Genomic DNA, 25300 nt, shown 5'->3' on the forward strand with positions numbered 1-25300 from the left:
AGATGAACCAGCACAGCCCCCTCAAGGCCCGCGCATCGCTCGTCGAACGGGCAGCCGAGATATATGATTTCACCGCCGCGATCCGCGGGCCGGTGGTGCCGGAAGGCGATGCGGACGAGGCTGACTCGGCTCGCCATGCGGCGGGCGAGGAGGGGGCACGGCAAGCGCGGCGCCGTAAGAAGCCGCTGGTGCTGTCGGCGCCTGAAGAGACATCCGAAGCCATTCTCGAGCTCGATGCCGAAGTGGCGCCGGAAGCGGATGAGGCCTCGGCCGAAGCCGCTTCCTTCCCCCTCGTGATGGTCGACGATGCCGGGGCGGGCGCGCGTCAAGCCGGCTCCGCAACTCCGTGCCGCTATGGGACGGTCGATCGGGAGGGCTTGCTCGACGCGGGCTATATCCTTCCAGATGCTCCGGTGAGCGCCCTTGCCGAGGAGTTCCGCATCATTAAGCGTCAGCTGCTCCTCAAGGTGAGCGGCCAAAGCGATTTGCCCGAAGACAAGCGCCAGACCATCCTGGTCTGCTCGGCCCAGGCCGATGAAGGCAAAACCTTCTGCGCGCTCAACCTGGCGCTGTCGCTGGCCGGGGAGCGCGACGTCGAGGTGCTGCTGGTCGACGGCGACTTCGCCAAGCCCGAAATCCTCTCCATCCTTGGCCTGGAAGGCGGCCCCGGCCTGATCGACGCGATCGCCGATCCCGATGCCGATCCCAACGCCTATGTGATCGAGACTGACGTCAAGGGTCTCTCGGTTCTTCCTGCCGGCCGGCAGGCGAACGACGTGACGGAGCTGCTCGCCTCCGAACGCACCCGGCAGGTGCTCGCCGCGCTCACCCGCAATCACCCGAAACGCGTCGTTATCTTTGATTCGCCGCCCGCCTTGATGGCATCGCCCGCCTCGGTGCTTGCCGCTCATGTCGGCCAGGCCGTGATCGTCGTCCGCGCCGACGTGACGACGGAGGCGGACCTGAAGGAGGCCGTGGCTCTGCTGTCGGGCTGCGAGCATGTCAGCCTGATGCTCAATGCCGCGGCGTTCGCCGTCGGGCCGCGCCGCTTCGGCAGCTATTACGGATACGGTCAGTGATCGCCCTCGCCGCCTTGAAGCATCTGGCGGTCGTCGCGCTCGCCGCGGCGGTGGCGCTCGGCGCCTCGACGCCGGCGGCGGCCGAGGTCCGCACCCACGTCTCGCCCTATATCGAGCTGCAGCAGGTCTTCACCGCCAACCTCGACGATGGCGATGTGCTTACCTACACGGCCGTTGCCGCTGGCGTGGATGCTGGCGTCTCGACGCGGCGCGTGCAGGCGCAGATCAGCTACCGCTACCAGCGCAATATCGGATGGGACGACGAGTCCCCGGACGGTGACGTCCACAGCGGCATCGCGCAGGTCAGCGCCGAGCTCATCCCCAACACGCTCAAGGCCAATGCCGGTGCGCTGGCGACACGTTCGAGGGTCGACGGCAGCGGGCCGTTCTTCGGCTTCAGCGACTCGGATTTCGACAACGCAGCCGACATCTACAGCTTCTACGCTGGCCCCGATTTCTCCAGCCGCATCGGCGACGCCACCGTCGCCGCGAGCTATCGCTTCGGCTATGTGAAGGTCGACGACAAGAGCCTGCGGGGCATCCCGCTGGCGCCTGGCGCGGTGCGCCTCGATCGCTACGACAGCTCCACCAATCACAGCCTCTCGGCCAGTGTCGGCATGGGGCCGGGCGAGCTGCCGTTCGGCTGGACGGTCGGCGGCGGCTACGTCTTCGAGGATACCAGCCGGCTCGACCAGGAGTTCGAGGGCAAGTTCATCCGCGGCGACATCGTGCTTCCCGTGTCTCCGACCTTCGCCCTCACCGGCGGCGTCGGCTACGAGGAGATCGAGTCCAGCCAGCAGGACATCCTCCGCGGCGCCAACGGCGCGCCCGTCTTGACGCCCGGCGGTCGCCTGATCGGCGATCCGTCGCGGCCGCGCCTCCAGTCGATCAGTATCGACGGCGTGATCTGGGACGCGGGTTTCATCTGGCGCCCGACGCGCCGCACCGAGCTGCAGGGCCGCGTCGGCCGGCGCTACGGCGGCACCCTCTTCACCGGCTCGCTCAGCCATCGCATCGGCCGCGACTATGGCGTCACCGCCAGCGTTTATGACGGCATCGAGAGCTTCGGCCGACTGACCGTGGCCAATCTGGCCGCGGTGCCGGTCGACTTCGACCTCCGGCGCAATCCGTTCACCGAGGATGTCGGCGGCCTCGGCGGCTGCGTCTTCGGCAACGATCCCGGCACCGGCGTCTGCTTCGACGACGCCTTCCAGGCGATCGCCGCCGCCAACTTCCGCAATCGCGGCGCCAACGTCACTTTCTCCGGCGGCCGCGGCCCGTGGGATTTCTCGGTCGGCGCCGGCTATGCCCACCGCCGCTATTTCTCGCCCAACGTCACCGACGGCTTCGCGCTCGACCGCCTGACCGACGAGAGCTTCACCCTGTCCGCCGGCGCCACCCGCCGCCTCAGCCGCACGTCGAGCGTATCGGTCGATGGCTATGCGGGCTGGTTCGACAGCGGGATCGACAATTCGGAGACGTTGTTCAGCACCGGCATCTCCGGAAGCTACGAGCGCCGCTTCCTGTTCGACAGGCTGCAGGCGCAGGCCGCCATCGGCCTCTTCCACACCGCGACAGGCCGCTTCGACGGCACCTTCGCCTCGGCCCTGTTCGGGCTGAGATACAGATTCTGAAGGGCGGGGGCCCACGGAGATTTCGATGTATACCGAACATTTCGGCTTTACCGACCGTCCCTTCCAGCTGACGCCGGACGCGCGCTTCTATTTCGGCAGCCGCACCCACAAGAAGGCGATGGCCTATCTCGGCTACGGCCTCGCCCAGGGTGAGGGCTTCATCGTCATCACCGGCGACGTCGGCGCCGGCAAGTCGACGCTGGTGGCGCATCTGATGGCGACGATCGACCGCTCGCGCCTCAATGCGATCAACGTCGTCTCGACGCAGGTCGAGGGCGACGACATGCTCCGCCTTGCGGCGCAAGGCATGGGTCTGCCGACGGAGGAGGTGGAGAAGGCGCAGCTCTTGGAGCGCGTCGAGCATCATCTCGAGGACCAGGCGCGCAAGGGCAAGCGCACCCTGCTGATCGTCGATGAGGCGCAGAACCTGCCGACCTCCTCGCTCGAAGAGCTGCGCATGCTCTCCAACTTCCAAGTCCGCGGTCAGGCCCTGCTGCAGATCTTCCTGCTCGGCCAGCCGGAGTTCCGCGAGGCGCTCCAGTCGGACAGCCTTGAGCAGCTCCGTCAGCGGGTGATTGCCACTCATCATCTGGAGCCGATGGAGGAGAATGAGGTCGAGCCTTACATCATCCATCGGCTTGGCCTCGTCGGATGGGATAATCGTCCGGCTTTCGATGAGGACGCATTTGCGGAGATCTACGACGCAACGGGCGGCGTGCCGCGCCGGGTGAACCAGCTCGCCGGGCGTCTGCTCCTCCACGCGTCGGTCGAGCAGCTCGATCGGATCGACGCGGGTATCGTGGCCGCAGTCGCCGAGGACATGGCGGAGGACGGCCCGCGCGTCCGGCCGATGCGCGCCGAGCTCGCGGAAATCACCGCGCAACAAGGCGAGGCGATTCGCGACCTCGGCCTCGAGCGCCGGGTGGCCGCGATCGAGGGCCGCCTCGAGGAGCAGGAGCGGGCGCTCCGCCGCGTCTTGACCCTGCTGGTCGACTGGGTCGAGAATGACCGGGACGACGCTCCGGTCATCCGTCACAACGCGGCCTGAGCGACCGCCCACGGGGGCCGATCCATGCTCAATGCCCTGTCGGTAGACGTCGAGGACTGGTTCCAGGTCGGCGCCTTCGAAACCGTCATCGCCCGTGATACCTGGGACACGCTGCCGCAGCGGGTGGAGCGCAACAGCGAAGCCGTGCTCGAGCTGTTCGACCGCGCCGGCGTCAAGGCGACCTTCTTCACCCTCGGCTGGATCGCGGAGCGCTACCCGGCGCTGATCCGCCGTATCGCCGATGCCGGCCATGAGATTGCCAGCCACGGCTGGGACCATGTCCGCGTCTTCACCATGACCAGCGCGATGTTCCGGGCGGACCTGGAACGGGCGCGGATTGCGATCGAGGATGCCTGCGGGCAGGCGCCGACCGGCTATCGCGCACCGAGCTTCTCGATCGACAAGCGCACGCCCTGGGCGCACCAGGTGCTGGCCGAGGAAGGCTATGCCTATTCCTCGAGCGTGGCACCGGTGCGGCACGATCATTATGGCTGGCCCGAAGCGCCGCGCTTCGCTCACCGGCCGTTGAGCGGTGCGGAGCTGATCGAGCTTCCCGTCACCACAGTGGAGATCGGCGGGAGGCGCCTAGCCGCGGGCGGCGGCGGCTTCTTCCGGCTGCTGCCCTACCGCTTCTCGAGCTGGGCGATCTCGCGCGTCAATGGGAACGAGCAGCGCCCCGCGGTCTTCTACTTCCACCCGTGGGAGATCGACCCCGGCCAGCCGCGGGTGCAAGGCGCGCCGCTCAAGTCGCGCCTCCGCCACTATAGCAAGCTCGCCGCGATGGAAGCGAAGCTGATGCGGCTCCTGAAGGCGCACCCATGGGGCCGTACGGACGAGGTCGTGGCGCACGAGCGCGCCCGGCTCCAATGAACGCCTTCGCCCCTGTCGCCGGGCTCGCGGTTCGAGCAGCCGACCTCGAGGATTCGGCCGAGCGCGGTCGCATCGACGCGTTCGTCGCCGCGCACCCTGAGGGCGAGGTCTTTCACCGTCCCGCCTGGAGTCTGGCCGTCGAAAAGGGCTGCGGTCAGTCCGCTCATTATCTCGTGGCGGAAGGCGGGGAGGGGCTCCAGGGGCTGCTCCCGCTCACCGAGATCAGGTCCAGATTGTTCGGCTCCGCTTTGGTTTCGTCAGGCTTCGGCGTCGGCGGGGGCATTCTCGGTGAGGGTGGCGAATTGCTTGCCGATGCGGCCTGGACACTGGCGCAGAAGCTTGGCTGCGATACGGCCGAGCTGCGAGGCGGCGATCTTCCGCCTTCATGGCAGCCGCGGAAAGGCGTCTATGCGAGCTTCGTGCGCGGCCTGCCGGGCAGTGACGAAGCGATCCTGAAGGCGATCTCGCGCAAGCAGCGGGCCGAAGTAAGGCGAGCGCAGACGTTCGGACTGGATGTGAAGATCGGCCGCGGCGCCTCTGACCTTGCCGATCATTACACCGTCTATTCCGAGAGCGTCCGCAACCTCGGCACGCCCGTGTTTCCGCGCACGCTCTTTTCCGCCATGCTCGATGCATTCGGCGACGATGCCGACATCCTCACCGTCGGCAAGGACGGCCGTCCGGTCGCGAGCGTGCTCAGTTTCTACTTCAACGGCACCGTCCTTCCTTACTGGGGCGGCGGCGCCGGAGTGGCGCGGGCACTTCGCGCCAACGAACTCATGTATTTCGAGCTGATGCGGCATGCGGCTCGCCGCGGCTGCACCCGCTTCGACTTCGGTCGATCGAAGCTCGGCACGGGCGCCTTTGCGTTCAAGAAGAACTGGGGCTTCGAGCCAAGGCCGCTCGTCTACGCGGTCCGCGCGGCGGAAGGCGCGGCACCGCGGGAGATCAATCCGCTCAGCCCGAGATACCGGCTCCAGGTGGAGCTGTGGAAGAAGCTGCCTCTCTCGATCGCCAATCGCCTCGGCCCGGTAATCGCGCGAGGGCTGGGATGAGCGCAGACATCCTCTTCCTGGCGCATCGCATCCCGTACCCGCCCGATCGCGGCGACAAGATCCGGTCTTGGCATGTCCTCAAGCATCTCGCCGGCCTCGGTCGCGTACATGTCGCCTGCTTTGCCGACGACGAGGCCGATGCCGCGCATCTGCCCGCGATGAAGCGGGAGCTCGGAGACGCACTCGGCGACATTCACGTAGAAGCGCGCACCGTCAGCAAATTCGCTGCCGCCGCTCGAGCGTTCCCGGCGGGGCAGCCGATCTCGCTCGCCATGTTTGACAGCCTGAAGCTCCGCACGTTCGTGAAGGACGTGCTGGAGCGCCAGCCGATCGGGACCATCTACGCTTTCTCCGGACAGATGGCGCAGTTCGTCCCGCAGCCTTGCCGAGCCCGGTTCCTGATGGATTTCGTCGACATGGATTCGGCCAAGTTCGCCGATTATGCGGGGGAGGGCTCCGGCGCGATGCGTTGGGTTCATCGCTGGGAGGCCGAACGCCTGTTCGCCTTCGAGCGCGCCACCGCCGCCCGCGCCGATGCCAGCATCTTCGTCAGCGAAGCCGAAGCCGGCTTGTTCAGGCGCAACGCGGCGCTCCCGCGAGTCGACATCCGGGCAATCGGCAACGGCATCGATCTCGACTTCTACGATCCCACCGCGGGCTTTCCCCGCTTGGGGCCGGCGGAGCAAGGGAAGGGGCCACTGATCGTCTTTACCGGTCAGATGGATTACCGCCCGAATGTGGAGGCGGCGGCCTTCTACGCCACACAGGTCCTTCCGCTCATCCGGGAGGTGCGTCCGGACGCGCGCTTCGCGATCGTTGGCCGCAGGCCCACCCAGACCGTAGCGGCTCTTGCAGCGCAGCCGGGCGTCACCGTCACGGGAGCTGTGCCGGACGTCCGCACTTGGCTCTCGGCCGCCGATCTGGTGGTGGCGCCGCTCGCCATCGGGCGCGGCATCCAGAACAAGGTGCTGGAAGCAATGGCGATGGCACGTGCCGTCATCGTCTCGCCGGCTGCCTTTGCGGGTATTGACGCCGAGGCGGGCCGCGATCTGCTCGTCGCGGATGGAGCCGGGGCCCAGATGCGCCACGCGATCGGCCTCATCGCTGCTCCCGCTCGCGCTGCCGAGATCGGCGCGTCCGCCCGCAGGAGGATGGAAGCGCGCTATCGCTGGGACGCGCAGCTTGCCCCACTCACGGAGTTGCTGCGCTTTCCCACCCGCCTGGCGGCCGCATGACCATCCAAATTCCGATCGAGAGTGCCGACAGGCAGCGCTCGGCCGTGGAGGGATGGCGCCTGCACCTGACCGGTCTCGCCGCGGCGGCCGCCGCGATCCTGCTGCTTTTCTGGCGCGACGCGTCCGACATGGTGCGGGTCTGGTCGGAAAGCGCCACCTACAATCATTGCGCTCTCATTCTGCCGATCATCGCCTGGCTGATCTGGCAGCGCCGGGACGAGCTGCGCCAACTCGCCCCTTCCGCCTGGCCGCCCGCTCTCCTGACCGTCGGTGCGGGTGCGCTGGCCTGGCTGCTCGGCGAGGCGGGCAGCGTCGCGCTCGCTCGTCACGCCGGGCTCGTGCTCATGCTGCAGGGTGCGGTGATCGCCTGCCTCGGCAATGCGGTCGCCCGCGGCCTCGCTTTCCCGCTCTTCTACGCCTTCTTCCTGATCCCCTTTGGCGACGAGTTCGTGCCGCTGATGCAGCACGTCACCGCCGAGATGTGCATGGCCCTGCTCGGCCTGGTCGGCATCCCCGCCCATATCGAAGGCATCTTCATCACCATTCCGAACGGCTATTTCGAGGTGGCGGAAGCCTGTTCGGGGGTGCGCTTCCTGGTCGCCATGACGGCATTCGGAGCCCTCGCCGCGAACGTCTGTTTCCGCTCATGGTCCCGCCGAATCGTCTTCATGGCCGCGGCAATCGTGGTGCCGATCCTCGCCAACGGCGTCCGCGCTTTCGGCACGATCTACATCGCCCACAAGACCAACAGCGACTTCGCCGCCGGCTTCGACCATGTCCTCTATGGCTGGATCTTCTTCGCAATCGTGATCGCGCTGCTGCTCGCGATCTTCTGGCGCTTCTTCGACCGCAGCGTCTCCGATCCCTGGCTCGACCCGCGCACGCTCCAGCCGGCCGGCGCATCGCCGGGTTCGCGCCCCAAGCTCATCCAGGTCAGCGCTGCCGTAGCGGCGCTCGCGGCGCTTCCCTTGATCTGGTCGAGCGCCGTCGCCTCAGCGGGTGCGCAGGCTGCCCCGGGGCACATCGAGCTGCCGCGCGTGCCCGGCTGGGAGCGGGTATCGAGCGCCGAGGGCCGTCCGTGGCAGCCGAGCTTCGAGGGCGCCGACATCATCCGTATGGGTCGTTATCGCAGCCCGAGGGGCCACCAGGTCGATCTCGCCATTGCCGTGTTCGTGCGGCAGGAGGAGGGAAGGGAACTGGTCGGCTTCGGCCGTGGTGCCGTCGCGCCCGGTGGTGCCTGGGCGTGGATCGCAGAAGGTCCACCTCCGCCCGGCGGACGGCTCGACCGGATCGCCTCGCATGGGACTGTGCGCGAGGCAGCGATCTTCTACCGGGTCGGCGACAGACTGACCGGCAGCGAGGCGAGGGTGAAGCTGGAGACGATGAAGGTGCGGCTGCTGGGCGGGCGCCAACGTGCCGTGGCGGTGCTGGTGTCCGCCGAAGCGCCGGGCGAAGGCGCCAGTCCGCGCCCTGCCATCGACGCCTTCATTGCCGCGCTCGGCCCCATCGACGCTCTTGCCGACAGGGCCGCTGGCCTGCCACGGTCGCGCTGATGTGCGGCATCGCAGGCATATTTCACCTGACGGTGCCCAAGCCCGTCGATCCGGCGCGCGTGCGCGCGATGAGCGACGTGTTGGCGCATCGCGGCCCCGACGGCAGCGGGGTGTGGACCGCGCCCGGAGTCGGTTTTGGCCACCGTCGCCTCTCGATCATCGACCTTGCCGGCGGTGCCCAGCCGATGCTGACGCCGGACCAGCAGGTCGCCATCACCTTCAACGGTGAAATCTACAATTTCAAAGAGATTCGCGCCGATCTTGAAAAGGCGGGGCACCAATTCGAGACGAGCAGCGACACCGAGGTGATCCTCGCAGCCTGGCGGCAATGGGGGCCAGGCTGCCTCTCGCGCCTGCACGGGATGTTCGCCTTCGCATTGTTCGACGCCGGCACGCAGTCGCTCTTCCTTGCGCGCGACCGCCTGGGGGTGAAACCGCTATATTATGCCGAACTCTCGGACGGCTCGCTGATCTTCGCTTCCGAGCTCAAGGGCCTGCTCGCCCATCCGCTGCTGCGCCGCAGCCCCAGCCCGCAGGCGATCGAGGATTATCTCGCTTTGGGCTACGTGCCGGACGATGCTTGTGCGGTCGCCGGCGTGAGGAAGCTTCCTGCCGGCCATTGCCTGCTCGTTCGCCGCGGTCGGCCGATGCCCGAGCCGGTCTCCTGGTGGGATGTGGATTTCCACAAGCGATCAAGAGGATCGGCGGAGAACCTCTCGCACGAACTGATCGGTCACATGCGCGCGGCGGTGCGTTCGCGGATGATCGCCGACGTGCCCCTCGGCGCCTTCCTGTCCGGCGGCGTCGACAGCTCGGCGGTGGTCGCCTTCATGGCCGAGGCGAGCCGCAAGGCGGTCGAGACCTGCTCGATCGGCTTCGACGAGGCCGATCATGACGAGACCCGCTACGCAGCCCTGGTGGCGCAGCGTTTCGCGACCAGCCACCGCAGCCGCACCGTCGCTGCAGCCGACTTCGGCCTGATCGACACGCTCGCCGACGCGTTCGACGAGCCTTTCGCCGACGCTTCCGCGCTCGCGAGCTATCGTGTTTGCGAGCTTGCTCGCGAGAAGGTGACCGTCGCCCTATCAGGAGACGGCGCCGACGAAGCCTTTGCCGGCTACCGCCGCTACCGCCTCTACGCCGCTGAGGAGCGGGTACGCGGCGTTGTGCCCGATGGCGCCCGCAACGCCCTCGGCCGCGTCGGCGATCTCTATCCCAAGCTCGACTGGGCGCCGCAGATCTTCCGCGCCAAGACCAGCTTGCAGGCGATCGGCGCGACCAGCGAGGAAGCTTACGCAAGGGCAGTAGGCGTCACCTCGCCGGAGCTGCGTGCCACACTCTACACGCCCGCCCTCCGTGCGTTGCTCCAGGGCCACCGCGCCGAGGACCGTTACGTGCAGGCGATGCGCTCCGCTCCGGCCGAGGACTCACTTTCCCGCGCCCAATATGCCGATCTCAAGATCTGGCTGCCTGGCGACATCCTCACCAAGGTCGACCGCACCAGCATGGCTGTCAGCCTCGAGGCGCGCGAGCCTTTGCTCGACCACCGCCTGGTCGAGTTCGCGGCCGGTCTGGCGCCCAATATCCGTCTCCGCCGCGGCACCGGCAAATGGCTGATGAAGCAGGCACTGGACGGCATCCTCCCGCCGGAGATCCTGTCTCGCCGAAAGATGGGCTTCGTCACGCCGATCAGCGCCTGGTTCCGTGGTCCGCTCGCTGCTCAGGCGGCCGCCATCGCCCACAGCCCCGCTTTCGCCGAGCTCGGCTGGTTCGACACCGCCGCCATCGCCCGCATCGCCGCCGACCACCGCTCCGGCCGCTCAGATCACGGCCGCCTGCTCTGGCAGCTGATGATGCTCGAAAAGTCGCTTCAGCGCCTCTTCGCGATCGGCGTCTCCTCGCCCGGATACACGGCTTCGACAAAATACAGTCCGTCCGGCGGCGCGTTGAAGCCGAGGGCGGCGCGGTCCCGCGCCTGAAGCGCCCGCTTCAGGTCCCGTTCGCTCCACTTTCCGCGCCCGACCAGCTGCAGGCATCCGACCATCGATCGCACCTGATGGTGCAGGAAGGAGCGCGCCGCCGCCTCGATCTCGATCAGGCTGCCGAAGCGGCGCACCGTTAGAAGGTCGAGCGTCTTGACCGGGCTCTCGGCCTGGCAGTGAGCCGATCGGAAGGTGGTGAAATCGTGCCGCCCGACCAGCAGCTGCGCCGCATGGTGCATCGCATCGGCATGGAGCACCACCGGCACGCGCCATGCCTTTCCCGCATCGAGCGCCAGCGGCGCGCGCCGGTTTTGGATCCGGTAGACGTAGCGCCGCCCGACGCAGCTGAACCGCGCATGCCAGTCGTCCGGCACGACCTCGGCCTTGAGGACCGCGACCGGCTGTGGGCGGAGCTTTGCATTGAGGCCGTCGGCGAGGCGAAAGGGCGTGATCGGCCGGGCGATGTCGACATGGGCGCTCATCGCCAGCGCGTGGACGCCGGCGTCGGTGCGGCCGGCGGCATGGAGGATCGCCTGCTCACCCGTGATCGCCTGCACGGCCTCCTCGATCGCCTGCTGGACCGACGGCCCATGCGCCTGGCGCTGCCAGCCCATATAGGGCAGGCCATCATATTCGACGGTGAGGCGGAAGCGCGTCATCCGAGCCGGGTTCCGGCTGGGATGGGAAAGCCGCGCAGCAGCTCCGCTGGCGTCATGGCAGCACGCCCCGCCCGTTGAACGACGCGCGGGGCGAGTGCGCCGCTCGCGCACGCGATGGTCAGCGCATTGTCCAGCACCGTGCCCGGGGCGCCGCTCGCCGCCACCGGATCGGCCGCCAGCACCTTGATCCGTTCGCCGCCCGCTTCGAAGAATGCGCCCGGCATCGGGTTGAACGCCCGCACCTGCCTCTCCACCGCCTCGGCGTCGTGCGCGAAATCGAGCCGCGCCTCATGCTTCTCGATCTTGGACGCATAGGTGACGCCCTCCGCCGGCTGCGGCACCGCTTCGATTTCGTCGAGCCGGTCCAGCACCTCCGCCATCAGCGCCGCGCCGATGCGGGCGATCTCGTCGGTGAGGTCGCCGGCCGTCTTCCGGTCCACCGGCGTCTCGCGCGTCGCGAACATCGGACCCGTATCAAGCCCGCGCTCCATGCCCATGATGGTCACTCCGGTGGTTGCGTCGCCGGCGAGGATCGCCCGCTGCACCGGCGCCGCCCCGCGCCAGCGAGGCAGGATCGAGCCATGGACGTTGAGGCAGCCGCGCCTCGGGGCAGCGAGGATCGGCTCCGGCAGGATCAGGCCGTAGGCTGCCACCACCGCGGCATCGAGGCCGAGCGCCGCGAACGCGCTCTGCTCGTCCTCGTTTCGCAGTGTCAACGGAGTCCGCACTTCGATCCCGGCAGCTTCGGCGTGCTGCTGGACCGGGGAGGGGCGCAACGCCTTGCCCCGGCCCGCGGGCCGGGGCGGCTGCGAATAGACCGCCACCACCTCATGCCCGGCGGCGATCAGCGCCTCGAGCGTCGGCACGGCGAAGTCGGGTGTTCCCATGAAAGCAAGGCGCATAGGGCGCCCTTTTGCGGGCGCGCAAAAGCACTGGCAAGCGCGGCGTCCCGCTCATATCTCCGCTCCATGGCCTCGCCCGAAATTGAAGCGCTGACGCAGGCGCTCGCGCGCCTCCCCGGCCTCGGCCCGCGCTCGGCCAGGCGGGCGGTGCTCCACCTGCTGAAGAAGCGCGAGGCGGCGATGACGCCCTTGCTTCGGGCGCTGGAGGCGGTGAACGAACGCCTCGCCGTCTGCGCCACCTGCGGCAATGTCGACACCACCAATCCCTGCGGCATCTGCGCCGATCCGCGCCGCGATGCGCGTCTGCTCTGCGTCGTGGAGGAGGTCTCCGACCTGTGGGCGCTCGACCGCTCCCGTCTCTTTCCCGGACGATTCCATGTGCTTGGCGGCCGTCTTTCAGCTCTGGAGGGAGTTCGGCCGGAGGATTTGACGATCGACCGCCTGATCGGCCGCGTTGCCGACGGCGGCATCGACGAGGTGGTGCTGGCGATGAACGCGACGCTCGAGGGCCAGACCACCGCCCATTATCTCGCCGAGCGGCTCGAACGCTTCCCGATCCGCCTCACCCAGCTCGCCCACGGCCTGCCCGTCGGCGGCGAGCTCGATTATCTTGACGAAGGCACGCTGGCGCAGGCGTTGCGCGCGCGGCGCCCGGTGGCTTGACCAGCGAAGCCGCCGACCTTAGCTCGCCTTCATGTCCCTGCTCCCCATCATCGAGGTCCCCGATCCGCTCCTCCGCGCCACTTCGGTGCCGGTCGAGCGGGTGGACGACGAGCTTCGCGGCCTCGTCGCCAACATGTTCGAGACCATGTACGCGGCGCCGGGCATCGGACTCGCCGCGGTCCAGGTAGCGGTGCCGCGGCGGCTGTTTGTGATCGACCTCCAGGACCCGGAAGAAGAGGGCGGCGAGCCGGTCAGGAAGCCTCTCGCCTTCATCAACCCGGAGATCCTCTCCACCTCGAGCGAGACCAATGTCTATAATGAGGGCTGCCTCTCCATTCCCGACCAATATGCCGAGGTCGAGCGTCCCGCGAGCGTCCGCGCGCGCTGGCTCGACGAGCAGGGCCGGCAGCACGAAGAGGAGATAGAGGGCCTCCTCGCCACCTGCTTCCAGCACGAGACCGACCACCTGAACGGCGTGCTGTTCATCGACCACATCTCGCGCCTCAGGCGAGACATGGTCTTGAAGAAGCTCGCCAAGGCACGGAAAGACAACAGGAAGCTGGTCGCCTGATCCTTCATTCGCGCAGCTTCTCGAAGCGGGTGACGATGAAGGCGGTCGACCAGCCGATCAGCACGAAGCCGATCAGGGCCTCGACGCCGGTGATCAGCCGCCACCGCTCCGGAAAATCGTCCGTGGTCTGGCCGAGCGTCGCATAGGCCGAAGCGGAATAATAAAGCGCCCCTTCGAGCGTCCCCAGGGCGTCGACGAGCAGGTAGAAAGCCGCGAAGATCCAGATTTCGAAGATGTGCAGCGCGAACAGCGACAGCACCATGCCGCACATCAGCACGACGCCCCTTATGTCGAAATGGAGCTGCTTCAGCCGATCCTCCTTGAGGTCCAGCACTCTCGATATGCCGACGATCCCGAATGCGTGGACGATCGTCATCAGGATCACCAGCACCGCCGCCACGGCGAGCTGGAGCCCGAGCTCGATCGTTTCCCCTTCCACTAGTGGAAGGTTTCGACGGCGGCGCGGCAGTCGCGCGCGCATTCGCGGCACATCTCCGCGCAAAGCTTGCAGTGCTGATGGTCGTGCCGCTCGCACTCCTCCGCACAGATATCGCAGGCCGTGATGCAGAGCTGCAGCGCTTCCTGCAGCAGGACCTCGTTGCTGCCGGTGCGCCGGGTCGCGACCTTGAAGGTCATGTCGCAGATCTCCGCGCAATCGAGGCAGGTGCGGATGCACTGCCGCATGTCCATCTCCTCGGCCGCGCAGGCATCGGCGCAGGAGGTGCAGATCGCCGCGCAGAACATCGCATGCCGTACCGCCAGCGCGAGCGGCTCGTTCAGGTTGCCGGCGACATCTGGATGCGCGGCGATCATCTTGGCGATAGACATCAGTTTTCTCCTCTTCGAACCGGGCAACGGTGCTTTCGCGCCGGGGGTTCCGCTTAGCGCTTGAGACGCTCGGCAAGCTGCTCTAGGTTCATACTCTGTTCTGGAGAAAACTGGCCGATGGACGCCATGATTCTGATTGCAATGGCTGCGGCGATGATCGCCGCTCTGGCCGTCGGCTATTTTCTCGGGGCCAAGCCGATCAAGGGGTTGCAGCAGGAAGCTGAGGCCTCGAAGCAGGAGCGCGATCAGCTGCGTGGCGACGTCGAGCAATGGCGCGGCAAGTTCAACGAGGCGATCGTCAACCTCGCCGCCGAGCGCAAGACCGCCGAGCGCGTCGAGGCGGCCGACGCCGAGCTCAGGGCCGAGCGCGCCGCCTCCGCCGCCCTTTCTGCCAAGGTCGCGGCGTTCGAACGCGGCGAGCAGGAGCGCCAGCGCGCGCACGACGCGCAGGTCGCCCAACTTAAGGATCTCGAGGCGAAGCTCGAAGCCCGCTTTGGCGAGCTTGCGGGTAAGGCGGTCGAGGGCGCCCATGACAGCTTCCTGAAGCGCGCCGAGGAACGGTTCGGCCATGCCGGGCAGCAGAATGTCGAGAAGCTCAAGTCGCTGCTTCAGCCCGTCGAGGCGACGCTGAAGCGCTACGAGGAGGGCCTGAAGGAGGTCGAGAAGGACCGGGCCAACAGCTATGGCGAGCTGAAGCAGGCAGTCGCGCAGCTCACCCAGGGCAATGAGTCGGTGCGCAAGGAGACGCAGCGCCTCGCCAACGTGATGCGCTCGAGCCCGAAGGCGAGGGGCCGGTGGGGTGAGGAGCAGCTGCGCACCATCCTCGAATCTGCCGGCCTTGCGGAGAATGTCGATTTCAGCCTGCAAAGCACCGTAACCGACGGCGAGCGCCAGCTTCGCCCCGATTGCGTGATCAGCCTTCCCGGCGACCGCTGCATCGTCGTCGACGTCAAATGCCCGCTCGTCGCCTTCGAGCAGGCGTTCGACGAGGAGGATGAGACGCGCCGCGGCGAGCTGCTGCTCCAGCATGCGGCGGCGATGAAAACCTATGCGAACGATCTGGGGCGCAAGGGCTATTGGCGTCAGTTCGACATCTCGCCGGACTTCGTCATCATGTTCATTCCCGGCGAGCACTTCCTCTCCGCCGCCGCCGAGTGCGCGCCCGACCTGATCGAGACCGCCTTTCGCAACGGCGTCATCATCGCGTCGACAATCAACATGCTCGCGCTTGCCAAGATCATGGCCGGCATGTGGCGCCAGGAAAGCCTCGCCGCCCAAGCCAAGGAAGTGGCCGAGGTCGGCAAGGAGCTCTACCGCCGCCTCGCCACGATGGGCGGTCACGTCGCGAAGCTCGGCCGCAATCTGGGTCTCGCGACCGGAGCCTATAATGATTTCGTCGGCAGCCTCGAAAGCCAAGTGCTGACTCAGGCAAAGCGGTTCGAGGCGCTGAAGGTGGAAACCAGCGGCAAGACGATCGAGCCGCTGCCGATGCTCGACACGACGCCGCGCGCACTCACGAAGCTGGACAGCGTGGAGTTCCCCGAAGCGGCGGAATAGACGCTTGGGTCAGGTGTCCCAATCCGGCCGCCGCTCGCCGCCGCAGCCGCGATAGGTTTCGCCGTCGGCGATGACCATGACCGTGTCGGCATAGCCGTGGCCGCTCATCGCGTCGTTGCAGCGGCTGTGGGTCACGTCGACGATCAAACGCGGCGTTTCGTAGCGGTGGCCGTTGAACGCGGTGCGCGGGGCCGGCCGCGCGACATTGATCCGCTTCTCGCCATAATTGCCGAGATAGTCGATGCGGCCGTTCGCGATCGTCAGCGCCCAGCCGGGCTCCTGCCCGCGAGCGGTGTAGGTTTCCTGCGAGGCGGCGGGGAGAATGGCAGCCGGCTGCATGCAGCCGCCGGCGAGGGCGATGAGCGCCCCCGCCGGCCACCTTGGCAACCATACAACACGCGGCGCCATGGCGGTGAAAAGCGCGAGAGAGCGTTTCGGTTCCTTAACCATGTGAGCGCCACTGGTTGATCACTTCATATGCCATCACTGCTGTCGCCACCGCGGCATTGAGGCTGTCGGCTTTGCCGAGCATCGGTATCTTCACGAGCGTATCGCACTCCGCTTCGTAAGCCTCTGGAAGGCCTTGAGCTTCATTGCCGACGAGGATGAAGGTGGGGCGCTTGTAGCGCGGTTGCTGATAATCCTGGGTGGCGTTGAGGCTGGTGCCGATCAGCTCACCCTCGCCGCTTCTGAGCCAGGCGACGAATTCGTGCCAGGGCGCGGCAGCGATGCGCTGCGTGAAGAGCGCGCCCATCGACGCGCGCACCGCCTCAACCGAAAATGGGTCGACGCAGTCGTCGACCAGGATCAGCCCGCCCGCGCCGACTGCGTCCCCGGTCCTGAGGATCGTACCGAGATTGCCCGGATCACGCAGCGCCTGGGCGACGATCCAGAGACCTGCGCCGGCGCGATCGATGCTGCCTAGGTCGGTGGAAAGGGCCTCGAATATGCCGAGCACCACCTGCGGATTATCCTTGCCCGACAGCTTGTGCAGGATGTCGGCATTGGTCTCGATCGCCTCGCCGCCGCTCGCCTCGACCGCCTCGATCAGCGCCTGCAGCAGCCGGTGCGGTGGCTCGGAACCGTTGTAGAACAGCAGTTTCGGCTGGAAGCCTGAGTCCCGAGCTTCGGTGAGAATGCGGAGCCCCTCAGCCATGAACAGCCCCTCGCTTCGGCGATTCTTCTTGTCGCGAAGGCCGCGGACCTGCTTGACCAACGGGTTAGAGAAGGCGGTGATCGCCCTGGGCATGGCTCAGCCGATGCCGCCAGATGAAAATGCCATCAATCCTCGCCGAACTTGGCTTCGACCAGCTCCGCCAGCGCCGCCACGGCTTCCTCTGCGCCTTTGCCGCTGGCGCTGATCGTGATCCGGTCGCCGCAGGCCGCGCCCAACATCATCAGGCCCATGATTGAGGTGCCGCACACTTTCGAGCCGTCCTTCTCGACCTCGACCTCGGCACTCTGGCTGGCGGCGAGCGTCACGAACTTGGCGCTGGCGCGGGCATGGAGGCCGCGCTTGTTCAAGACGTCGACCGTGCGGCTCGCCATACTCAGGCTGCGGCCTCGCCCAGGATCTCGGAAGCGACCGAGATATATTTGCGCCCCGCCTCGCGCGCCGCCGCCACCGCCTGCTTGACCTCGAGCGTCTTGCGGGCGCCTTCCAGCCGGATCAGCATCGGCAGGTTGACACCGGCGATGACTTCGATCTCCTCGCTGCGCATCAGCGAGATGGCGAGGTTGGACGGGGTGCCGCCGAACAGGTCGGTGAGGATGATGACTCCCTTGCCGGCATCGACCTTGGCGATCGCGTCGGCGATGTCGTTGCGGCGCGCCTCCATATCGTCCTCGGGGCCGATGCAGATCGCCTCGATCCGCTCCTGCGGCCCCACCACATGCTCCATCGCGACGATGAACTCCGATGCGAGCCGTCCGTGGGTCACCAGCACCAAACCAATCATGCAGACACCTTAATTGACCGCCTCCGCGCGCTGGGCGCCTTCGATCACATCGCGCGGCAGCGAGCCGAGATCGCGATGCTCGATGGTGGGCGAAAAGCCCGCCTTGCGCAACCGAGCGGCGACGCGCTCCGCCACGTGGACGGAACGATGGCGCCCGCCCGTACAGCCAAAAGCGAGCGATACATAGGATTTTCCTTCCGCCTCGTAGCGCGGCAGCAGGACCAGCAGCAGCTCCTCGATCCGTTCGACCGCTTCCTCATAGGCGGGGTCTTCGGCGATATACGCGCCCACCGGCCAGTCGAGCCCGGTCAGCGGCCTCAGCTCGTCGACCCAGTGCGGGTTCTGGAGGAAGCGCATGTCGAAGACGTTGTCGGCATTGCGCGGCAGTCCGCGGGCGAAGCCGAAGGACATGACGTGAAGGGTCGGCGCCTCCCGCCCGGTGCCGAAGCGGGTGCGGATCTGGTGCTGCAATTCGGGAGAATCGGTGTCGGTCGTGTCGATGATATGGTCGGACCAGCGCCGCAGCGGCTCCATCAGCTCGCGCTCGGCCGCGATGCCGTCGATCGCCGGGCGATCGAGGGCAAGCGGGTGACGCCGCCGCGTCTCGGAATAGCGCCGCAGCAGCTCGCCGCCGGCACAGTCCAGGAACAGGGTCTCGACCGGATAATCATGCTCCCCCGACAGCGCCTTGATCCGCTGCACGATGCGATGCGCGTCAAAGTCGCGGGTGCGGCTGTCGATGCCGATCGCGAGCGGCCGCCGGCGGCGCCCGCTACCCTTCGACAGCGGCGTTGAGAGAAGATGCTCGAGCAGCGAGAGCGGGAGATTGTCCACCACCTCCCAGCCGATATCCTCGAGCGTGCGCAAAGCCGTCGACTTGCCCGCACCGGAGAGGCCGGTGACGAGCAGGATCCGGTTAGGGGCAGCGCTCTTCCTCAAGGACCTTCTCAGGCAGGCAGGCCGAAATGGCGGAGCGCCATCTCTACCTTGACGGGCGCGGACGGCTCAAGCGCGTTGAGAGCGATGACCGGAAGCTGGACGCCGGCCACCCACACCGGCTCCCGCCGGTCGGGAAGGCGCACGACGTCGAGATCGAGATCGACGTAGAGCCCGACCGGGACGTCGCCGACATGCTCGAGCGAGAGGATGCCGAGCCCGCGCACTTCGATGCGCCCCTCTATATTGGCCGGCGCGCGGGCGAGCAGCCGCCCCTCGACGCGCTGGACGAACGTGTAATCGTCGCTGACGAGGAGAGCGCCGCGATCGATGAGGCGCAAGGCGAGGTCCGACTTGCCGCTCCCCGAACGGCCGTAGATCAGGATGCCGCGGCCCTCCATGGCCACGCAGGAGGCATGGAGCGTCTCCGAGGACAGGCCCGACATGCTCATTCGCTCACCCCTCCGTCCACCGCCGAGAAGCGCATCGTGAAGCGTGCGCCAGGGCGGCCGTCCTGGCGGTCCTCGGCAGCGATCCGCCCATCATGGCCCTCGACGATCGCCTTGGCGATCGCGAGCCCGAGGCCGGAATGGCGGCCGAACGCTTCCCCTTCCGGTCTCATGCTGTGGAAGCGGTTAAAGATCGCCTCACGCGATGCCGGCGGAACCCCGGTGCCCTCGTCCTCGACGGTGACGGTAACTTCGCCGTCGACCGCCGAGGCCTGGATCTCGACCAGTCCGTCCTTGGGGGAGAAGGAAATCGCGTTGTCGACGACATTGTCGATCGCGCGTGCCAGCCGCGAGGCCTTGCCCAAGATGACGGCGCTGCCGACCCTTGGTCGGGCGAAAGCGATGCTCGTGCCGACGGCGCTGGCGCGACCCTCCCAGGCCGGCAGCAGTTCCTCGATGAGCGTGCCGAGGTCGACCGGTTCGAAGCGCGCCCGGGTGAGCTCGGCGTCCAGCCGCGACACCTCCGCGATGTCGACGATCAGCCGGTCGAGGCGGACGACGTCATGACGCACTACGTCGAGCAGCTGGGCACGGAGCGCGGGATCATCCACTTTCTCGAGGCTGTCGACGGCGGAGCGGAGCGAGGCGAGCGGGTTCTTGAGCTCGTGCGTCACATCGGCGGCGAACGCCTCGGTGGCATCGATCCGGTAGCGCAGCGAATGAGTCATGTCGTGCAGCGCCCGGGCGAGCAGCCCGATTTCGTCGCGCCGGGCAGGCAGGGTGGGGACGTCCACTTCCCGAGCCCGACCGAGCCGCACCCGGTGGGCGGCGCGGGCGAGCCGGCGCAGGGGAAGAGCGATCGTGCGAGCAAGGAAGAGCGAAAGCAGGATCGAGAGCAGGGTCACGGCCAGCAATACCAGGCCGAGCCGCAGCCGCTCGGCGCGGACGATGCGAGTCACGTCCCGGGCGTTGATCGTCGACAGCAGGATGCCGCTGCCTTCCATCCGCGCCGTCACCGGAGCGATCGGCACCGCGGCCGAGATGACCGGGGTCAGATCGCGCGCCTGCCGTATCCGGACCTCGAGCTTCGAACCGCCATTGACGGCGGTCGCTTCCGGCCACGAGGGAAGAATGTCTCGCGGCGGCTCCTCGAACTCCGCCAGCTCCTCCGCGCCCGCCACGAAGTCGACGGCGCGGTCGAGGGAGCGCGCGGCCTGCCGCTGCCAGGGCTGGCCTTCAGGGTCGCGCAGGCGATAGGTGGGCGTGCCGCCCTTCCAGCTGTCGAACGGCTGCGCCGACGCTTCGCCGCGCGGATAGACACGGAGCCTGAGGCCGGTGAGCGCGCCCATCCGCCTCAGCAAGCCCGGCCGCATCTCGACTGGCGCCGCATTCGCTGCCTGCGCAATCAGGATCGTCTGCTCGGCGATCTGCTGCGCGCGCTGGTCGAGCAGCCGGGCGCGGTAGCTGTCGAGATAGAAGAAGCCGCCCGCCAGGATGGCGAGCGCGAGGATGTTCACCGCCAGGATGCGGGTGGTCAGCGGCACCCGTCCCGACCAGCGGAGCCTCAGCTCCTGCTCGTCATTCCTCGGCAAAGCGGTAGCCTACGCCGTAGAGCGTCTCGATCGCCTTGAACTGGCCGTCGACAGCGCGGAACTTGCGCCGCAGCCGCTTGATGTGGCTGTCTATCGTGCGGTCGTCGACATAGATGTCGTCCTGATAGGCCACGTCCATCAGCTGGTTGCGCGACTTCACCACGCCCGGCCGCTGGGCGAGCGCCTCCAGGATCATGAATTCGGTGACGGTCAGCGTCACATCCTGGCCCGCCCAGGTGACGCGGTGGCGGGCCGGGTCCATGGCAAGGCGACCGCGCAGGATCTGTGCCTTCTCCGGCTCGCTCGGGCTCTCCTCGGGCGGCAGCGCGCGCATCTCGGTGCGCCGCAGGATCGCGCGGATGCGGGCGATCAGGAGGCGCTGGGAAAAGGGCTTGGCGATATAGTCGTCGGCGCCCATGGCGAGGCCGAGGGCCTCGTCGAGCTCGTCATCCTTCGACGTGAGGAAGATGACCGGGACGGCGCTCTTTTCCCGAAGGCGGCGCAGCAGTTCCATCCCGTCCATGCGCGGCATCTTGACGTCGAGCACGGCAAGATCGGGCGGATTGTCGACGAGCGCCTTCAGCGCGGTCTCGCCGTCCGAATAGAGGCGCGTGATGAAGCCCTCAGTCTGGAGCGCGATCGACACGGAGGTGAGGATGTTGCGGTCGTCGTCGACGAGCGCGATCGTCTTCGACATTTATCGTATCTTTTCCGCCACGGTCAGCGTCTTATCCAAAGCGGGAAGGGGCCGCAACCGGCGCCCTTGAAGCCTGTCCCGCTCTTATATATGCGCTCGGCCACACACGTGAGCGGTCCGGTTCCGGCCGCCGATATCGCTTATTCGAATCAGGGAGAGAGACGTGGCCAATCGCGTGCCCGCACATGGCCTTGCGCAGCAGGGCATCGACACCGGGGCGAAGGTGAACTGGAATCTCGGCACCGCCGAGCTCGTCGAGCAGGCGCTGCAGCGCGGCGAGGGTCAGCTCGCCAAGGACGGGCCGCTGGTCGTCCAGACCGGCAAGCACACCGGCCGCTCCGCCAAGGACAAGTTCCTGGTCCGCGACGCCGAGACCGAGAGCACGATCTGGTGGGACAACAATAAGTCGATCAGCCCGGAGCATTTCGCGGCGCTAAAGGCCGACTTCCTCGCCGAGCTCGGCAAGCGCGAGACCCTCTTCGTCGCCGACCTCTATGGCGGCTCGCAGCCGGAGCATCGCGTCAACGTGCGCGTGATCAACGAGCTCGCCTGGCACAACCTCTTCATCCGCACCCTGCTGGTGCGTCCGGACACCGGGGAGCTGGCCGGCTTCACGCCCGAATTCACGATCATCGACCTGCCGAGCTTCGTCGCCGATCCGGCGCGCCACGGCACCCGCTCGGAGACGGTCATCGCCGTCAACCTCACCGAGAAGCTGATCCTGATCGGCGGCACCAAATATGCCGGCGAGATGAAGAAGTCGGTGTTCGGCGTGCTCAACTATCTGCTTCCCGCCAAGGGCGTGATGCCGATGCACTGCTCGGCCAATATCGGCGCGCAGGGCGACACCGCCGTCTTCTTCGGCCTCAGCGGCACCGGGAAGACGACCCTGTCCGCCGACCCGAGCCGCACCCTGATCGGCGACGACGAGCATGGCTGGTCGGACACGGCCGTCTTCAATTTCGAGGGCGGCTGCTACGCCAAGATGATCCGCCTCTCGCCTGAAGCCGAGCCGGAGATCTTCGCGACCACGAAGCGGTTCGGCACTGTGCTCGAGAATGTCGTCATGGACCCGGAGACGCGCACGCTCGACTTCGACGACGCGAGCCTGGCCGAGAATAGCCGCGGCGCCTATCCGATCGACTTCATCCCGAATTCGTCAGCCGACAATCTCGGCCCCGTTCCGCGCAACATCGTCTTCCTGACCGCCGACGCGTTCGGCGTCCTGCCGCCGATCGCAAAGCTGACGCCAGACCAGGCAATGTATCACTTCCTCAGCGGCTACACCGCCAAGGTCGCCGGCACCGAGATCGGGGTGACCGAGCCGGAAGCCACCTTCTCGACCTGCTTCGGCGCCCCGTTCATGCCGCGCCACCCGAGCGTCTACGGCAACCTCCTCAAGGAGCGGATCGCCAAGGGCGGCGTCGATTGCTGGCTGGTCAACACCGGCTGGACCGGCGGCAAATATGGCGTCGGCAAGCGCATGCCGATCAAGGCGACCCGCGCTTTGCTCAACGCCGCGCTCGACGGCAGCCTCAAGAATGCCGAGTTCCGCAAGGATCCCTATTTCGGCTTCGAGGTGCCGGTCGCGGTGCCGGGCGTCGACAGCTCCATTCTCAACCCGCGCGAGACCTGGGCGGACAAGGACGCCTACGACGCGATGGCGAAGAAGCTGGTCGGCCTCTTCATCAACAACTTCGCCAAGTTCGAAGCCCATGTCGACCAAGGCGTGAAGGAATCCGCACCGACGGCAGCCTGACGCCCTAGCAACAGCATTTCACTTGGGGAGCGCGTCGGCGGCGGCCGGCGCGCTCCCTTTCTTTTTGCGCGCTACAAAGTTGGAGGAAGGCGATGAGCGATCATGAAACGAGACTGTTCGCCGACGATGCGGCGATCCGAAGATTGGGGGAGGGGCTGCTCGCCTGCGCCCTGGAACGGGCCGAATGGACCCATGAGGCGCATATCGCCTCCTGCTGCTGGCTGCTGGTCGAGCGGCCGGACATCCTGCCGGAACGCGACCTGCCCGACATCATCCGCCGCTTCAACGAGAGCGTTGGCGGCGTCAACAGCGACACCGAGGGCTATCACGAGACGATCACCCAGTGCTTCATCCGCGGCGTCCGCGGCTTCCTCGCCCGCACCGACACCGCGCTGTCCCTGGTCGAAAAGGTCAACGCGCTGCTGCAGGCGCCCGAGGGTCGGCGCGAGTGGCCCCTGCGCTTCTACAGTCGGGAGCGGCTCTTCTCGAAGGAGGCGCGGCTGGGGTGGGCGGAGCCGGATGAGGCAGCGCTGCCGGCAACGCTCTAGTCGCCATGGGTGCAAGGCGGACATTCGCTTGCCGGCCTGTTAGATCGGGGATCTTCCTCTTGTCGAAGTCACCAGGAGCTTTCCAATGACCCCCATCATCACCGCTTTCGAAAGCTCGCCTGATGAGGGGCAGGGACTGGCGCGCGACATGCGGGTTCGCTGGGCGCTCGAAGAAGCGGGCCAGCCGTACGACGTGCGCCTGGTCTCGTTCAGCGAGATGAAGGAACCCGCGCACCGTGCGCTTCACCCGTTCGGGCAGATTCCGACCTATCAGGAAGGCGATCTCGTCCTGTTCGAGTCCGGGGCAATCATCTTCCATGTCGCCGAGCACAATGCCGGCCTGCTGCCCGATGATGCCAATGGTCGGGCGCGTGCCATCACCTGGATGTTCGCAGCGCTGAATACCCTGGAGCCGCCGATCGTCGAGCGCGAACAGGCCCCGTATCTGGAGCGCGACAAGAGCTGGTATGAGGAGCGCCTGCTTATGCTGGACGATCGCGTGCGTGTCCGGCTGGACGACCTTTCCAGGCGGCTCGGCGATGCCGACTGGCTCGACGATGCGTTCAGCGCCGGAGACCTGCTGATGGTGATGGTGCTACGCAGGCTGGAAGGAACCGGCCTGCTGGAGGAATATCCGAACCTGTGCGCCTATGTCGCCCGCGGCGAAGCGCGGCCCGCCTATCAGCGCGCCTTCAACGATCAACTGGCGGTTTTCACCGACGCACGTCCGGTCCGAGGATAGACGTCCGTAAACGGCGGGAGGGCTATCAGCCGCTCAGGGGCTGACGGGCTCATCCTCGTCGAACGGGAACGTCTTGGTCGCCGCCAGGATGACCAGCACCAGGATGGTGACGCCGAGCAGCGGGATGATGAAGCCGGTGCGGTAGAGCTCGTTGCCCTCGACCGTCTCGGCGGCGGGCTCCGGCGCCTGCGGGATCGATGCGCTCTGGGCGAGCACCGGACTGGCCACGAGCGACAAGGCAGCCAGGGAAACGATCGTCTTCTTCAGCACTTCAATCCTCCATCTTCCCAAACCGGGCGCCAACATGATGGGCATCTTGGAAGCGGCGACCCCGTCTCCGCTCCCTTATGTCCGTCACGTGCTCCAAGGGCTAGACGCCGCGGGAACAGCCGACCCGCATCCAGCACAAGACGGCGAATGCCGCAATGGGCGGAATGCGGCTGATCCACATTGCGAGGTTGGAATTCGAAGGAGGCTCCGCCTCCACCGGGTTTCGCCACGGCCTGTCCACGCTGGCTGCATCCATTCCGCCGCCGACACGTTTGCAGGGGGAGATCAACCGCAAGCAGGAGAAAAATCCATGGCCTTCATCAGCCAGATTCGTGAGCATATGGAGATTGTCGGCGCCGACGGCGCGCGGGTTGGCACGGTCGACAAGGTCGAGGGCGACCGGATCAAGATGACCAAGCCGGACAGCGGCTCGCACAGCGGCCATCATCACTACATCCCCGGCGGCCTGATCTCCGGGATCGACGGCAACACGGTCCGGCTCTCGGCCAATGCCGACAACGCCTTGCTGTTCGAGGAAGAAGAGGGCGGCGAGCCGCTCGGCGAGCAGAGCATCTTCAACTGGAAGACCGTCAGCATCGGCGTCGCCGCCGTTGCCGGCGTCGCGGCGGCCGCGGGCGCCTATGTCATGCAGAGCCGCCGCTGGGAGGATGACGACGACGACCGCCGCGGCCGCCGGCGCCGCAGGGACTGAG

The 25300-nt window shown here is 67.1% G+C and carries 27 protein-coding genes and 1 pseudogene; 15 read left to right on the forward strand and 13 right to left on the reverse strand.

Annotated elements, in window-relative coordinates; all coding sequences use genetic code 11:
• Positions 1-2: 2 nt before the first annotated feature.
• From AC5JBD_RS15205 to AC5JBD_RS15240, 8 genes are read left to right on the forward strand one after another with little or no spacing between them, the layout of a single operon-like run.
• Positions 3-1079: a P-loop NTPase family protein gene (locus AC5JBD_RS15205; protein ID WP_495722651.1), complete on the forward strand. Its 1077-nt coding sequence runs from the start codon at positions 3-5 to the stop codon at positions 1077-1079.
• The gene (locus AC5JBD_RS15210; RefSeq protein ID WP_495722652.1) at positions 1076-2713 is read left to right on the forward strand and encodes a porin family protein; all 1638 of its coding nucleotides are present in this window, start codon (positions 1076-1078) and stop codon (positions 2711-2713) included. Before AC5JBD_RS15205 ends, AC5JBD_RS15210 begins: the two co-directional genes overlap by 4 nt.
• 25 nt (positions 2714-2738) lie before the next feature.
• Positions 2739-3761 carry an XrtA/PEP-CTERM system-associated ATPase gene (locus tag AC5JBD_RS15215; RefSeq protein WP_495722653.1) on the forward strand — a complete coding sequence of 341 codons (1023 nt, stop codon included), beginning with the start codon at positions 2739-2741 and terminating at the stop codon, positions 3759-3761.
• A gap of 24 nt (positions 3762-3785) precedes the next feature.
• Positions 3786-4631, forward strand: coding sequence for an XrtA system polysaccharide deacetylase (locus tag AC5JBD_RS15220; protein WP_495722654.1), 846 nt, complete (start codon positions 3786-3788; stop codon positions 4629-4631).
• Complete coding sequence (locus AC5JBD_RS15225) at positions 4628-5686, forward strand: FemAB family XrtA/PEP-CTERM system-associated protein (protein WP_495722655.1); 1059 nt, start codon at positions 4628-4630, stop codon at positions 5684-5686. The genes AC5JBD_RS15220 and AC5JBD_RS15225 overlap by 4 nt, the downstream gene beginning before the upstream one ends.
• A complete protein-coding gene (locus AC5JBD_RS15230; protein WP_495722656.1) occupies positions 5683-6921 on the forward strand; it encodes a TIGR03087 family PEP-CTERM/XrtA system glycosyltransferase in 1239 nt (412 codons plus the stop codon). The genes AC5JBD_RS15225 and AC5JBD_RS15230 overlap by 4 nt, the downstream gene beginning before the upstream one ends.
• On the forward strand, positions 6918-8474 hold the full coding sequence (gene xrtA, locus AC5JBD_RS15235; protein WP_495722657.1) for an exosortase A: 1557 nt from the start codon (positions 6918-6920) through the stop codon (positions 8472-8474). Before AC5JBD_RS15230 ends, xrtA begins: the two co-directional genes overlap by 4 nt.
• The gene (locus tag AC5JBD_RS15240) at positions 8474-10453 is read left to right on the forward strand and encodes an XrtA/PEP-CTERM system amidotransferase (protein ID WP_495722658.1); all 1980 of its coding nucleotides are present in this window, start codon (positions 8474-8476) and stop codon (positions 10451-10453) included. Before xrtA ends, AC5JBD_RS15240 begins: the two co-directional genes overlap by 1 nt.
• Here the strand turns inward: AC5JBD_RS15240 and truA are convergent.
• Together truA and fmt are read right to left on the reverse strand one after the other, a co-directional pair.
• Entirely contained in the window at positions 10345-11115 is a 771-nt protein-coding gene (gene truA / locus AC5JBD_RS15245; RefSeq protein WP_495722659.1) for a tRNA pseudouridine(38-40) synthase TruA, read from the reverse strand. The genes AC5JBD_RS15240 and truA overlap by 109 nt on opposite strands.
• Positions 11112-12017 (reverse strand): methionyl-tRNA formyltransferase, encoded by a 906-nt coding sequence (fmt, locus tag AC5JBD_RS15250; RefSeq protein WP_495722660.1) that lies wholly within the window; start codon positions 12015-12017, stop codon positions 11112-11114. The genes truA and fmt overlap by 4 nt, the downstream gene beginning before the upstream one ends.
• Before the next feature lie 66 nt (positions 12018-12083).
• Here fmt and recR point away from each other — a divergent pair, with 66 nt between their 5' ends.
• Together recR and def are read left to right on the forward strand one after the other, a co-directional pair.
• Positions 12084-12680: a recombination mediator RecR gene (gene recR / locus AC5JBD_RS15255; RefSeq protein ID WP_495722661.1), complete on the forward strand. Its 597-nt coding sequence runs from the start codon at positions 12084-12086 to the stop codon at positions 12678-12680.
• A gap of 31 nt (positions 12681-12711) precedes the next feature.
• The gene (gene def / locus AC5JBD_RS15260) at positions 12712-13251 is read left to right on the forward strand and encodes a peptide deformylase (RefSeq protein WP_495722662.1); all 540 of its coding nucleotides are present in this window, start codon (positions 12712-12714) and stop codon (positions 13249-13251) included.
• 4 nt (positions 13252-13255) lie between these two features.
• Here def and AC5JBD_RS15265 read toward each other — a convergent pair whose 3' ends face one another.
• Positions 13256-13690 (reverse strand): hypothetical protein, encoded by a 435-nt coding sequence (locus tag AC5JBD_RS15265; RefSeq protein ID WP_495722663.1) that lies wholly within the window; start codon positions 13688-13690, stop codon positions 13256-13258.
• Positions 13690-14064: a four-helix bundle copper-binding protein gene (locus tag AC5JBD_RS15270; protein ID WP_495722664.1), complete on the reverse strand. Its 375-nt coding sequence runs from the start codon at positions 14062-14064 to the stop codon at positions 13690-13692. The genes AC5JBD_RS15265 and AC5JBD_RS15270 overlap by 1 nt, the downstream gene beginning before the upstream one ends.
• A gap of 132 nt (positions 14065-14196) precedes the next feature.
• On the opposite strand from AC5JBD_RS15270, the gene AC5JBD_RS15275 reads away from it, so the two are divergent.
• Positions 14197-15636: a DNA recombination protein RmuC gene (locus tag AC5JBD_RS15275; protein ID WP_495722665.1), complete on the forward strand. Its 1440-nt coding sequence runs from the start codon at positions 14197-14199 to the stop codon at positions 15634-15636.
• A gap of 9 nt (positions 15637-15645) precedes the next feature.
• Here AC5JBD_RS15275 and AC5JBD_RS15280 read toward each other — a convergent pair whose 3' ends face one another.
• The 8 genes from AC5JBD_RS15280 to AC5JBD_RS15315 are packed head-to-tail and all read right to left on the reverse strand — an operon-like array spanning position 15646 to position 21268.
• Positions 15646-16023 (reverse strand): hypothetical protein, encoded by a 378-nt coding sequence (locus AC5JBD_RS15280; RefSeq protein ID WP_495722666.1) that lies wholly within the window; start codon positions 16021-16023, stop codon positions 15646-15648.
• A 55-nt stretch (positions 16024-16078) separates the two neighbouring features.
• The gene (locus AC5JBD_RS15285; protein WP_495722667.1) at positions 16079-16885 is read right to left on the reverse strand and encodes a TrmH family RNA methyltransferase; all 807 of its coding nucleotides are present in this window, start codon (positions 16883-16885) and stop codon (positions 16079-16081) included.
• Positions 16886-16917: 32 nt separating this feature from the next.
• On the reverse strand, positions 16918-17184 hold the full coding sequence (locus tag AC5JBD_RS15290; protein WP_495722668.1) for an HPr family phosphocarrier protein: 267 nt from the start codon (positions 17182-17184) through the stop codon (positions 16918-16920).
• A 2-nt stretch (positions 17185-17186) separates the two neighbouring features.
• The gene (locus AC5JBD_RS15295) at positions 17187-17594 is read right to left on the reverse strand and encodes a PTS sugar transporter subunit IIA (protein ID WP_495722669.1); all 408 of its coding nucleotides are present in this window, start codon (positions 17592-17594) and stop codon (positions 17187-17189) included.
• 9 nt (positions 17595-17603) lie between these two features.
• Complete coding sequence (rapZ, locus tag AC5JBD_RS15300; protein WP_495722670.1) at positions 17604-18533, reverse strand: RNase adapter RapZ; 930 nt, start codon at positions 18531-18533, stop codon at positions 17604-17606.
• An 8-nt stretch (positions 18534-18541) separates the two neighbouring features.
• Positions 18542-18982: an HPr kinase/phosphorylase gene (locus tag AC5JBD_RS15305; protein WP_495722671.1), complete on the reverse strand. Its 441-nt coding sequence runs from the start codon at positions 18980-18982 to the stop codon at positions 18542-18544.
• Positions 18979-20571, reverse strand: coding sequence for a sensor histidine kinase (locus tag AC5JBD_RS15310; RefSeq protein ID WP_495722672.1), 1593 nt, complete (start codon positions 20569-20571; stop codon positions 18979-18981). The genes AC5JBD_RS15305 and AC5JBD_RS15310 overlap by 4 nt, the downstream gene beginning before the upstream one ends.
• Positions 20558-21268: a response regulator transcription factor gene (locus AC5JBD_RS15315; protein ID WP_495722673.1), complete on the reverse strand. Its 711-nt coding sequence runs from the start codon at positions 21266-21268 to the stop codon at positions 20558-20560. The genes AC5JBD_RS15310 and AC5JBD_RS15315 overlap by 14 nt, the downstream gene beginning before the upstream one ends.
• 163 nt (positions 21269-21431) lie before the next feature.
• Between AC5JBD_RS15315 and AC5JBD_RS15320 the strand changes: the two genes are divergently transcribed.
• The 3 genes from AC5JBD_RS15320 (at position 21432) to AC5JBD_RS15330 (ending at position 24317) form a co-directional block, all read left to right on the forward strand.
• A complete protein-coding gene (locus AC5JBD_RS15320; RefSeq protein WP_495722674.1) occupies positions 21432-23027 on the forward strand; it encodes a phosphoenolpyruvate carboxykinase in 1596 nt (531 codons plus the stop codon).
• 92 nt (positions 23028-23119) lie between these two features.
• Positions 23120-23575 (forward strand): hypothetical protein, encoded by a 456-nt coding sequence (locus AC5JBD_RS15325; protein ID WP_495722675.1) that lies wholly within the window; start codon positions 23120-23122, stop codon positions 23573-23575.
• Between the two features lie 85 nt (positions 23576-23660).
• The gene (locus AC5JBD_RS15330; protein ID WP_495722676.1) at positions 23661-24317 is read left to right on the forward strand and encodes a glutathione S-transferase family protein; all 657 of its coding nucleotides are present in this window, start codon (positions 23661-23663) and stop codon (positions 24315-24317) included.
• Between the two features lie 33 nt (positions 24318-24350).
• Here the strand turns inward: AC5JBD_RS15330 and AC5JBD_RS15335 are convergent, their stop codons facing one another.
• A complete protein-coding gene (locus AC5JBD_RS15335) occupies positions 24351-24587 on the reverse strand; it encodes a hypothetical protein (protein WP_495722677.1) in 237 nt (78 codons plus the stop codon).
• 310 nt (positions 24588-24897) lie between these two features.
• Between AC5JBD_RS15335 and AC5JBD_RS15340 the strand changes: the two are divergent.
• A pseudogene (locus tag AC5JBD_RS15340) lies at positions 24898-25131 on the forward strand (DUF2171 domain-containing protein); the annotation flags it as partial.
• Positions 25132-25300: the final 169 nt, after the last annotated feature.

This window comes from Allosphingosinicella sp. (assembly GCF_059502505.1).

Excerpts from the sequence above, each read along its gene's own strand:
- AC5JBD_RS15205 (WP_495722651.1), top strand. The coding sequence starts at position 3 with ATGAACCAGCACAGCCCCCTCAAGGCCCGCGCATCGCTCGTCGAACGG.
- AC5JBD_RS15220 (WP_495722654.1), top strand. The coding sequence starts at position 3,786 with ATGCTCAATGCCCTGTCGGTAGACGTCGAGGACTGGTTCCAGGTCGGC.
- AC5JBD_RS15290 (WP_495722668.1), bottom strand. The coding sequence starts at position 17,184 with ATGGCGAGCCGCACGGTCGACGTCTTGAACAAGCGCGGCCTCCATGCC.
- AC5JBD_RS15295 (WP_495722669.1), bottom strand. The coding sequence starts at position 17,594 with ATGATTGGTTTGGTGCTGGTGACCCACGGACGGCTCGCATCGGAGTTC.
- AC5JBD_RS15315 (WP_495722673.1), bottom strand. The coding sequence starts at position 21,268 with ATGTCGAAGACGATCGCGCTCGTCGACGACGACCGCAACATCCTCACC.
- truA (WP_495722659.1), bottom strand. The coding sequence starts at position 11,115 with ATGACGCGCTTCCGCCTCACCGTCGAATATGATGGCCTGCCCTATATG.
- AC5JBD_RS15305 (WP_495722671.1), bottom strand. The coding sequence starts at position 18,982 with ATGAGCATGTCGGGCCTGTCCTCGGAGACGCTCCATGCCTCCTGCGTG.
- xrtA (WP_495722657.1), top strand. The coding sequence starts at position 6,918 with ATGACCATCCAAATTCCGATCGAGAGTGCCGACAGGCAGCGCTCGGCC.
- AC5JBD_RS15215 (WP_495722653.1), top strand. The coding sequence starts at position 2,739 with ATGTATACCGAACATTTCGGCTTTACCGACCGTCCCTTCCAGCTGACG.
- AC5JBD_RS15285 (WP_495722667.1), bottom strand. The coding sequence starts at position 16,885 with ATGCCCAGGGCGATCACCGCCTTCTCTAACCCGTTGGTCAAGCAGGTC.
- fmt (WP_495722660.1), bottom strand. The coding sequence starts at position 12,017 with ATGCGCCTTGCTTTCATGGGAACACCCGACTTCGCCGTGCCGACGCTC.
- AC5JBD_RS15270 (WP_495722664.1), bottom strand. The coding sequence starts at position 14,064 with ATGATCGCCGCGCATCCAGATGTCGCCGGCAACCTGAACGAGCCGCTC.
- AC5JBD_RS15330 (WP_495722676.1), top strand. The coding sequence starts at position 23,661 with ATGACCCCCATCATCACCGCTTTCGAAAGCTCGCCTGATGAGGGGCAG.
- AC5JBD_RS15230 (WP_495722656.1), top strand. The coding sequence starts at position 5,683 with ATGAGCGCAGACATCCTCTTCCTGGCGCATCGCATCCCGTACCCGCCC.
- def (WP_495722662.1), top strand. The coding sequence starts at position 12,712 with ATGTCCCTGCTCCCCATCATCGAGGTCCCCGATCCGCTCCTCCGCGCC.
- AC5JBD_RS15325 (WP_495722675.1), top strand. The coding sequence starts at position 23,120 with ATGAGCGATCATGAAACGAGACTGTTCGCCGACGATGCGGCGATCCGA.
- AC5JBD_RS15275 (WP_495722665.1), top strand. The coding sequence starts at position 14,197 with ATGGACGCCATGATTCTGATTGCAATGGCTGCGGCGATGATCGCCGCT.
- recR (WP_495722661.1), top strand. The coding sequence starts at position 12,084 with ATGGCCTCGCCCGAAATTGAAGCGCTGACGCAGGCGCTCGCGCGCCTC.
- AC5JBD_RS15240 (WP_495722658.1), top strand. The coding sequence starts at position 8,474 with ATGTGCGGCATCGCAGGCATATTTCACCTGACGGTGCCCAAGCCCGTC.
- AC5JBD_RS15225 (WP_495722655.1), top strand. The coding sequence starts at position 4,628 with ATGAACGCCTTCGCCCCTGTCGCCGGGCTCGCGGTTCGAGCAGCCGAC.